The sequence below is a fragment of the Clostridium arbusti SL206 genome, from assembly GCF_000246895.1.
GTDB lineage: Bacteria > Bacillota > Clostridia > Clostridiales > Clostridiaceae > Clostridium_I > Clostridium_I arbusti.
Genome location: NZ_BAEV01000129.1, coordinates 1 through 9,568, shown reverse-complemented (window position 1 = coordinate 9,568; position 9,568 = coordinate 1). Strand labels below are relative to the sequence as shown.

The following is a 9,568-nucleotide window of genomic DNA, read 5'->3' as shown; positions in this document are numbered from 1 at the left end:
ACACGTAGTATATAGTTCATTTAAATTCCTCCTAAAAAAGTAAGTTATTGTTGCATATGTGTGTATTACTATACATTACATTATTATAATCAATTATTGTAACAAATTAAAGTGTATTTTAAATAAAACATAAGATTTGTTGTTATTCTTACATTATATTGTATAATTATTAATAATGATATATATAAATTATTAGGCATTTTTGATTTATTATTTTTTAAGTGCCTTATTGAAATGGAGTGAGACCTTTGGAAAAAAGTAAAATTTCTAGTAATGTTGACAGTATAGAGATTTCAGGTATAAGAAAATTCTATAATAAAGTGGTAAAAGTAGAGGGTGCAATATCATTAACTCTGGGTCAGCCAGACTTTCCTGTACCAGAGGGAATAAAAAAGGCAATGATTGAAGCTATAAATGAAAATAAAACTGTGTATACTTCTAATGCTGGCATATTAGAGCTAAGACAGGAAATAAGTAATATGTTAAAAACTCAAGATATAGGCTATGATAGTGATGAAATATGTGTTACTGTTGGTGGAAGTGAAGGACTTATGGATGTATTTTCTACACTAATAAATCCTAAAGATAAAGTTCTTATACCAACTCCAGCCTATCCTGCTTATGAAAGTTGTGTTAAGTTATTAGGTGGAGAAATAATAAATTATAATTTAAATGAAAGTGATTTTTCTATAGATTTTTCAAAATTGCAAAATATTATAAAACAGCAAAATCCAAAACTTCTTGTGCTTTCCTATCCATCTAATCCTACAGGAGCAATTTTGAGTAAAGAGGCCAGGGATAAACTTTATGAAATTGTTAAAAATGAGGATATAATAGTTATTACAGATGAAATGTACAGCTCTCTTTGTTTTGAAGATAATTATTATTCTATTGCACAGTTTAAAGACATAAAGGACAAAGTTATAGTTGTAAATGGATTTTCTAAGATGTTTTCCATGACAGGACTTAGAATAGGATATGTATGTGCCTCAAATAAGTACATTGATTCTATTATTAAAGTTCATCAATACAATGTTTCCTGCGCACCTTCTATAGCACAGTATGGGGTAGTTCATGGACTTAGGCATTGCATGAAAGATGTTGAGTACATGAAAGGTGAATTTATTAAAAGAAGAGACTATGTATATGAAAGGTTAATAAAAATTGGCTTTGAAGTTCAATTACCTAAAGGTGCATTTTACATATTTCCATCCATTAAGAAATTTGCATCTAATAGTGAAGAATTTTGTGAAAGTATTCTAAGAAAGGCCAAAGTGGCAGCGGTGCCAGGTACTGCCTTTGGAAAGGGTGGGGAAGGATATATGAGAATTTCATATGCATATAGTCAAAAGCAGTTAGAAGAGGCTTTTGATAGGATTGAGAGAGTGTTATTGTAAAAATCAGTTACTTTAAAATATACTTTTAGAATAATGTTATGTATAAATTTATATTGTATAATAATTGTATAATAATAGATTAAAAACTACTATGATTTTCAAATTTGTTACTATAAATAATTTTGAAAGCATAGTAGTTTTTAATTTTATATGAATAATTATGCAATAATTAAATTTATATATTTCATATAAGTCATATTATGATATGCATATATGATTACTGCGATATATATATTCACCAAAATACGACAAAAAAATAAATACATGATTTTTTTGATAATTATTAAATGCAAAGTAAAAAAACAACGGTGTTTTTGATAATTTAATAAAAAAACTAACATTTATTTATTAATTCGTCATTTTTTCGTATCTTGACAAAGGTATATAATTATTATATTATCATTAACGGTATGTAAAAATTATTAATTTAATACTTAAGTAAATTTTGCAAATGAATATAAAACATGTGAAAGTTTCATTAACTGTAAATTAATGTAATCATTGCGGTTTTGATTGCAAAAATTATTATAAATCAATAGAAGTAAAATGGGGGAGAAAATATGCTGAAATATATTTTGAAGAGATTGGTATCTAGTATTATCATCATTTGGGTTGTAATAACGGCAACATTTTTTTTAATGCATGCAGTTCCAGGTGGACCTTTTGATGGAGGAAAAGTTCTTCCACCAGCAATAAAAGCGAATTTAGAAGCAAAGTTTGGTCTAGATAAAAGTTTAGGTCAGCAGTATACAACCTATTTCAAAAATCTTTTACAAGGAGATTTAGGACCTTCTATGACCTATGAAGGTAGAACTGTAAATGATGTAATTAGTTATTCATTTCCTGCTTCTGCAAAATTAGGACTTACTGCAGTTGGAATATCACTTATATTTGGATTGATTATGGGAATAATTGCTGCACTTAAGCAAGGGAAATGGCAGGACAACCTCTGCATGATTATTTCTACCATAGGTGTTACAATACCTAGTTTTGTACTGGCAACAATATTCATCTATTTATTTGCAGTAAAACTTGGATGGTTCCCAGCAGTTGGCTTTGATGGACCAAAATACATGGTGCTTCCAGCTATAGCTCTTTCAGGGTACTCTACTGCTTTTATTTCAAGACTAGTAAGATCAAGCTTGTTAGAAGTAGTACGACAGGATTATATTAAGGTAGCAAAGGCAAAAGGCCTTTCAAAGGGAAAGGTCATAGTTAAGCATGCCCTTAGGAATTCACTTATACCTCTTATCACTTATCTAGGACCATTAATTGCAAGTGTCCTTACAGGGAGCTTTATTATTGAATCACTTTTCGGAGTACCTGGACTTGGTAAAGAATTTGTGCAGAGTATCAGTAATAGAGATTATTCAACAACACTAGGTGTTACTATATTCTTCTGTTCATTATTAGTAATAGCGAACTTTATAGTTGATATATTATACGTTATTATTGATCCTAGAATAAAACTGGAAAACTAAGGAGGAACAGATATGGAATTTTCAAAGGATTCATTTGAGAGAGTTGATAGTAAAGAGAAGATTAGAAACGAAGTGGTAAGACCAAATCTTACTTATTGGCAGGATGTTTGGAATAGAATTAGAAAAAATAAACTTGCTATGCTGGGATTAATATTTGTTATCTTTGTAACATTACTTGCGATATTTGGACCTATGCTTTCAAAATACGACTATCACACACAAAATTTTGCCATTGCAAACCAAGGGCCAAGCAGTGCTCATTGGTTTGGAACAGATAAATTTGGAAGAGATTCCTTTGTAAGAGTATTATACGGAGCAAGAATATCCCTTACAGTTGGATATGTGGCTAGTGTCTTAAGTATTGTAATAGGCGTTATATATGGAGGTATATCTGGATATTTTGGCGGTAAAGTAGATAACATAATGATGAGAATAGTTGAAGCTATATATGCAATTCCAATAACTATATATGTAATACTTTTTATGGTGGTTTTAGGAACAGGACTTAAAAGTATTATTATTGCATTAGCAGTATCCTTTTGGATAACCATGGCTAGAATAGTTAGAGGACAGGTAATGTCTCTTAAGGAACAGGAATTTATTTTAGCAGCGAAAGCTTTAGGTGCATCTCCCTTAAGAATATTGTTAAAACATTTAATTCCAAACTGTATGGGACCTATAATAGTAACACTAACTCTATCAGTACCAGATGCTATTTTCCAAGAAGCGTTTTTAAGTTTTATAGGACTTGGAGTTGCAGCACCAATGGCTTCATGGGGGACACTAGCTTCAGATGCATTGGAAGGTTATCAGCTTTATCCTTTCCAATTGTTTTTCCCGGCAATGGCAATATGTTTAACTATGCTCGCATTTAATTTATTAGGCGATGGACTAAGGGATGCACTTGATCCAAAGATGAGAAAATAATAGGAGGATTATTATGGAAAAGTTACTCCAAATTAATAATATACACACTTCATTCCATACTCACGTTGGTGAAGTTAAAGCTGTAAGAGGCGTAAGTCTTGATTTATATAAAGGTGAAGCTATTGGAATAGTTGGTGAATCCGGCAGTGGAAAAAGTATAACTATGATGACACTTATGCGTTTACTTGAAGATAATGGTGAAGTAAAACAGGGAGAAATTTTATTTGAGGGTAAAGATTTAGCAAAATTATCCGAAAAGGAAATGGAGAAAATTAGAGGAAATGAAATAAGTATGATATTTCAGGATCCAATGACTTCCTTAAATCCAGTATTAACTATTGGTGACCAGCTTACAGAACCACTTATTAAGCATAAAAAATTAAGAAAAAGTGAAGCTATGAAAAAAGCTATTGAAATGCTTAAATTGGTTGGTATACCAAGTCCAGAGAAGAGAATAAAACAATATCCTCATGAATTTTCTGGTGGTATGAGACAAAGGGCTATGATTGCCATGTCACTTGTATGCGATCCTAAGCTTTTAATAGCTGATGAACCAACTACTGCATTGGATGTTACAATACAGGCACAAATACTTGAACTCATGAAAGACCTTAAAGAAAAGTTAAATATGTCTATTATACTTATAACTCATGATTTAGGAGTTGTAGCTGACATATGCAATCGAATAAATGTTATGTATGGTGGTATCGTTGTGGAAAGTGGAAATACTAGGGATATATTTTATAATCCTAAACATCCATACACTTGGGGACTTTTAAGAAGTATACCTAACCCTAAAGAAGATACTAGAGAAAGGCTTAAGCCTATAGAAGGTAATCCACCAGACTTACTAAATCCACCTAAGGGTTGCCCTTTTGCACAAAGATGTGAATATGCCATGAAAGTTTGTATAGATAATAGACCAGAAAACTTTAAAATAGATGAAGGTCATTATTCAGCATGCTGGTTAAATCATCCTAAGGCACCTAAAGTTAAGCCTAATACGGGGAGGGAGAATAAGTAATGAGTGAGAAAAAACCACTACTTGAGATAAATAATTTACAGAAGTTTTTTCCTATAAACAAAGGCTTAATGGGAAAGAAGCAAAGCTTAGTTAAAGCCGTAGACAATGTATCTTTTGCAATTAACAAAGGTGAGACTTTAGGTCTTGTTGGTGAATCCGGTTGTGGTAAAACCACTATAGGCAGGACTATAATTAAACTGTATGAGCCCACAAGTGGCGAGATAATATATGATGGTAAAGATATTGCAAAACTTTCTCCAAAGAAAATGCTTCCCTATAGAAGAAAGATGCAAATGATATTTCAAGATCCCTATGCTTCGTTAAATACTAGAATGACTGTAGGAGATATAATTGGTGAAGCTATAGATATTCATAAATTAATGAATAAAAAAGAGAGAAATGAAAGAGTACAGTATCTTCTGAGTAGAGTTGGTCTAAATACTGATCATGCAAGCAGATATCCACATGAGTTTTCTGGTGGACAGAGGCAAAGAGTTGGTATTGCTAGAGCCTTAGCAGTACAGCCGGAATTCATTGTCTGCGATGAGCCTATATCAGCGTTAGATGTATCAATACAAGCTCAAGTAGTAAATATGCTTGAAGATCTTCAAAGTGACCTAGGACTTACTTATTTGTTTATAGCCCATGATTTATCCATGGTAAAACATATATCAGATAAAATTGGTGTTATGTATTTGGGAAAATTAGTTGAAATTGCAGAAAGCAATGAATTATATAAAAATCCATTACATCCTTATACTCAGGCACTGCTTTCAGCGATACCGGTGCCAGATCCAGATGCAGCAGCAAATAACAAGAGAATTATGCTAGAAGGTGAGATACCATCTCCTATTGACCCACCAACAGGTTGTAGATTTAAAGGAAGATGCAGATATGCTAAGCCTATTTGTGGTGAGTTAGAGCCTGAGCTAAAGGATCAAGGTAATGGACACTGTGTAGCTTGTCATCTATGTAATAAATAAGATTGAACCAGTAGCTGATTGTACGTGTATAATTAGCTACTGATTGAATATACTAAAGGAATAAAATACATACTAAGGGGGAAATTTTTATGCTAAAGAGTAAAAAATCAAGATTATGCGCTTTGGTTATGTCTGCAGTAATAGTGGGAACACTATTAGGCGGATGTGGAAGTAAAAGCAGCACAACAAAATCAGAACAAAAAATAACTTTTAATTTGAATGCGGATCCTAAGACTATTGATCCAGCACTTAACAGTTCAGTAGAAGGTGCAACTGTAATTGCGAATGCCTTTGAGGGACTATTAGATGTGGATTCAAAGAATCAGCCTATAGCTGGAGTTGCATCAAAATGGGATATTACAGATGGGGGAAAACACTATACATTCCATCTTAGGAAAGAAGCGAAATGGTCAGATGGAAAACCTGTTAAGGCTCAAGACTTTGAATATGCTTGGAAAAGAGCATTGGCTCCAGAAACTGCATCAGACTATGCTTATCAGCTTTATTATTTAAAGGGCGGTGAGGCATATAACCAAGGTAAGGCAAGTGTTGATCAAGTAGGTGTTAAGGCTACTGATGACTATACACTTGATGTAGATCTTGAAAATGCAACACCATATTTCTTAGGACTTATGTCATTCCCAACTTATATGCCTGTAAGAAAGGATATAGTTGATGCTCATCCTAAGGATTGGGCAATTAAGGGAGCAACTTATGTTTCTAATGGAGCATTTAAACTTCAGGATTGGAAACCAAAGGATAGTTTAAACTTTGTTAAAAACACAAATTACTGGAACGCTAAAAATATTAAATTAGATACGTTAAAATATACAGTGTTAGATCAAGAAACTAGTTATTTATCAGCATTTCAATCTAGTCAAATTGATATGATTTATGCACCACCAGCAGAACAAATACCTACACTATTAAAGAATGGTACTGCAAAGACTTATGCCAATCTTGGAACTTACTATTATAGCTTTAACTTAGCTCCAGATGCAGCTAAAATTAACCCAGATGCAGCTAAGGTTATGCAAAATCCTAAAGTTAGGCAGGCAATATCTCTTGCTATAGACAGAACTAAATTAGTTAAGGATGTTACAAAAGGCGGACAAAATCCTGCAACAAGCTTTGTACCAAAGGGAATTACTATTGATGGAAAAGACTTTAAAGATAAAGAATACTATAAACCAACAGCAGATGTAGCACAGGCTAAACAACTTTTAGCAGAAGCAGGATATCCAGATGGTAAGGGATTACCTAGTCTTGAAGTAATATATAACAATGGTCAAGGACATCAAAGTATAGCACAGGCAGTACAAGATATGCTTAAGAAAAACTTAAACATAAATATCACACTTAGAAGCGTTGAAAGAACAGTACAACTTAATGATACAACTAAACATCAGTATATTATGGCTAGAAATGGTTGGTCAGCAGACTATGCAGATCCAATGACATTCCTTGATATGTGGGTAACAGGCGCAGGAAATAATGTTGCTGGTTACAGTAATCCTGATTATGATAAACTTATTGATGCTGCGAAAGGTGAAACTGATGTAGCTAAGAGAACTACCGAAATGCATGAAGCAGAAGATATATTAATGAAGGATATGCCGGTAATTCCATTATATGAATATAATTATGTTGTATGCGAAAAAAATTACGTAAAAGGTGTTAATGTATCACCACTTGGTTTCTTCTATTTCCAAAATGCATATGTACAAAAATAGTTAGGATTTCCTCCAGATTTTTCTGGAGGTTTTCTTGAATTAAAAAATACCTCCAGATTTTAAAATCTGGAGGTATTTCTATGAATTTAAAACGTCATTCATATCATAAAGACCTTTTTCTTTACCCTGCATAAATGCACAAGCTTTAAGGGCACCTACGGCAAAAACTTCTCTGGAGATAGCAGTGTGCTTAAGTTCTATAGTTTCTCCTTGACCGGCAAATATTATTTCATGTTCACCTACAATGGAGCCGCCTCTTATAGCATGAACACCAATTTCATTATGCTCTCTTTTGTGTAGTCCATCTCTTCCGTTTACATACACTGTATCCTCTTTAATGGAGTTTCTTATGGTATCACCAAGTAAAAGGGCAGTACCACTAGGAGCATCAACTTTTTGATTATGATGTTTTTCAATTATTTCAATATCATAATCATTGTATAAAAAGGCACTTATATTTTTTAATATATTATTTATGACATTTATTCCTATAGACATATTTGCTGAACGAAATACTCCATGTTCTTTACTAAAGGCATTTATTTTTGCAATTTCATCTTTACTAAAACCTGTAGTACATAATACAATAGGTAATTTATTCTTATCAGAAGTCTTTAATATACTATCTAAAGCATCTGGTCTTGAAAAATCAAGAATTACGTCTACTGGTACATTGCAGTCTTCAACAGTGTTGAAGACTGGGAATTCTAAAGAATTATCAGTAGATTTATCCACCCCAGCTGCAATTTCTATGTTGTCAAATTTTTTAGCGGCTTCAATTACTACCTTACCCATTTTACCACCGCAACCGTTTAATAATACTTTCACTCTATTTTTCCTCCTTTAAAGTTAGACCATAAGCTTTAATCTCATCTTTTAGTAATTTAAGATTTTTATCATTCATTTCACAAAGAGGTAATCTTAAAGGACCAACATTATAACCAATAAGATTTAAAGCTGTTTTTATTGGTATTGGATTAGTCTCTACAAATAGTGCACTACACAAAGGCAATGTATTTAATTGAATCTCAAGAGATTTTGAAGTATCGCCATTTATATAAGACATTACCATTTCATGAGTTTCTTTAGGAAGGATATTAGCAATTACTGAAATTACTCCTTTACCACCTAAAGATAATATAGGTACGATTTGATCATCGTTTCCTGAATATATATCAAATCTATCTCTGCAAAGAGCCTTCATCTTTGCAATTTGACTTATGTTACCACTTGCTTCCTTAATAGCTACAATGTTTTTTAAATCACTTAATAAAAGTAAAGTTTCAGGATTTAAGTTCATACCTGTTCTCCCAGGTACATTATAGAGCACTATGGGAATATTAACAGCATCATTAACAGCTTTAAAGTGTTGAATTAAACCCTTCTGAGTGGTTTTATTATAATAAGGAGTTATGACTAAAAGACCATCAACGCCTACATCTTCTGCCCATTTGCTCATTTTAATACTTTCACTTGTATTGTTACTTCCAGTACCTGCAATTACAGGAATTCTCTTATTTACTGTAGTAACTGTAAATTTTATTGCCTCTTTTTTTTCTTCTAAAGTCATGGTTGATGCTTCTCCAGAAGTACCACAAATTACTATGGCATCAGTAGATGATTTTATGTGCCATTCAATTAATTCTTTAAGTTTTTCAAAATTAACTCCATTTTCTGTGAAAGGAGTTACAATAGCTACAGCACTACCTACAAATATACTCATAATATCCCCCTTGATGTATATATTTTTATTAATAATTCTCTATATTAGTATATTCAGAAATAATCATAAGGTCTCATTATTCATGTATACTATTAACTAAATTATTATAAACAGAGTTCTTTGCTTCAGGTGGAGTTTCTTCCCATCTGAAACTTAGAAATCGTTATCCAGGGACGTAGCAGCCGTTATCTTCTACTTTTACGACTGGTAGTCATCGGATAAACACCAATGCTAGTATCAGAGACTGATTAGATATGTAGAGTAAACTATTCTTTCCATTCTATATGTATCTAAAAGTAG

Annotated in this window: 8 protein-coding genes; 6 read left to right on the top strand and 2 right to left on the bottom strand. The window is 32.4% G+C overall.

Features of this window, described 5'->3' with window-relative positions:
• The first annotated feature begins 248 nt into the window (after nucleotides 1-248).
• The 6 genes from RH99_RS16515 to RH99_RS16490 all read left to right on the top strand — a co-directional run bounded on the left by RH99_RS16515 (nucleotide 249) and on the right by RH99_RS16490 (nucleotide 7,545).
• On the top strand, nucleotides 249-1,397 hold the full coding sequence (locus tag RH99_RS16515) for a pyridoxal phosphate-dependent aminotransferase (protein WP_010240809.1): 1,149 nt from the start codon (nucleotides 249-251) through the stop codon (nucleotides 1,395-1,397).
• Nucleotides 1,398-1,957: 560 nt separating this feature from the next.
• On the top strand, nucleotides 1,958-2,878 hold the full coding sequence (locus RH99_RS16510; protein WP_010240808.1) for an ABC transporter permease: 921 nt from the start codon (nucleotides 1,958-1,960) through the stop codon (nucleotides 2,876-2,878).
• A gap of 12 nt (nucleotides 2,879-2,890) precedes the next feature.
• Nucleotides 2,891-3,805, top strand: a complete 915-nt coding sequence (locus tag RH99_RS16505) for an ABC transporter permease (RefSeq protein WP_010240807.1) — start codon at nucleotides 2,891-2,893, stop codon at nucleotides 3,803-3,805.
• A gap of 13 nt (nucleotides 3,806-3,818) precedes the next feature.
• Nucleotides 3,819-4,829 (top strand): ABC transporter ATP-binding protein, encoded by a 1,011-nt coding sequence (locus RH99_RS16500; RefSeq protein WP_010240806.1) that lies wholly within the window; start codon nucleotides 3,819-3,821, stop codon nucleotides 4,827-4,829.
• Nucleotides 4,829-5,812 carry an ABC transporter ATP-binding protein gene (locus RH99_RS16495; RefSeq protein ID WP_010240805.1) on the top strand — a complete coding sequence of 328 codons (984 nt, stop codon included), beginning with the start codon at nucleotides 4,829-4,831 and terminating at the stop codon, nucleotides 5,810-5,812. The genes RH99_RS16500 and RH99_RS16495 overlap by 1 nt, the downstream gene beginning before the upstream one ends.
• Nucleotides 5,813-5,901: 89 nt before the next feature.
• A complete protein-coding gene (locus RH99_RS16490; protein ID WP_010240803.1) occupies nucleotides 5,902-7,545 on the top strand; it encodes a peptide ABC transporter substrate-binding protein in 1,644 nt (547 codons plus the stop codon).
• 78 nt (nucleotides 7,546-7,623) lie between these two features.
• Here RH99_RS16490 and dapB read toward each other — a convergent pair whose 3' ends face one another.
• Nucleotides 7,624-8,373, bottom strand: a complete 750-nt coding sequence (gene dapB, locus RH99_RS16485) for a 4-hydroxy-tetrahydrodipicolinate reductase (protein ID WP_010240802.1) — start codon at nucleotides 8,371-8,373, stop codon at nucleotides 7,624-7,626.
• 1 nt (nucleotide 8,374) lies between these two features.
• A complete protein-coding gene (dapA, locus tag RH99_RS16480; RefSeq protein ID WP_010240800.1) occupies nucleotides 8,375-9,268 on the bottom strand; it encodes a 4-hydroxy-tetrahydrodipicolinate synthase in 894 nt (297 codons plus the stop codon).
• Between the last annotated feature and the right edge of the window lie 300 nt (nucleotides 9,269-9,568).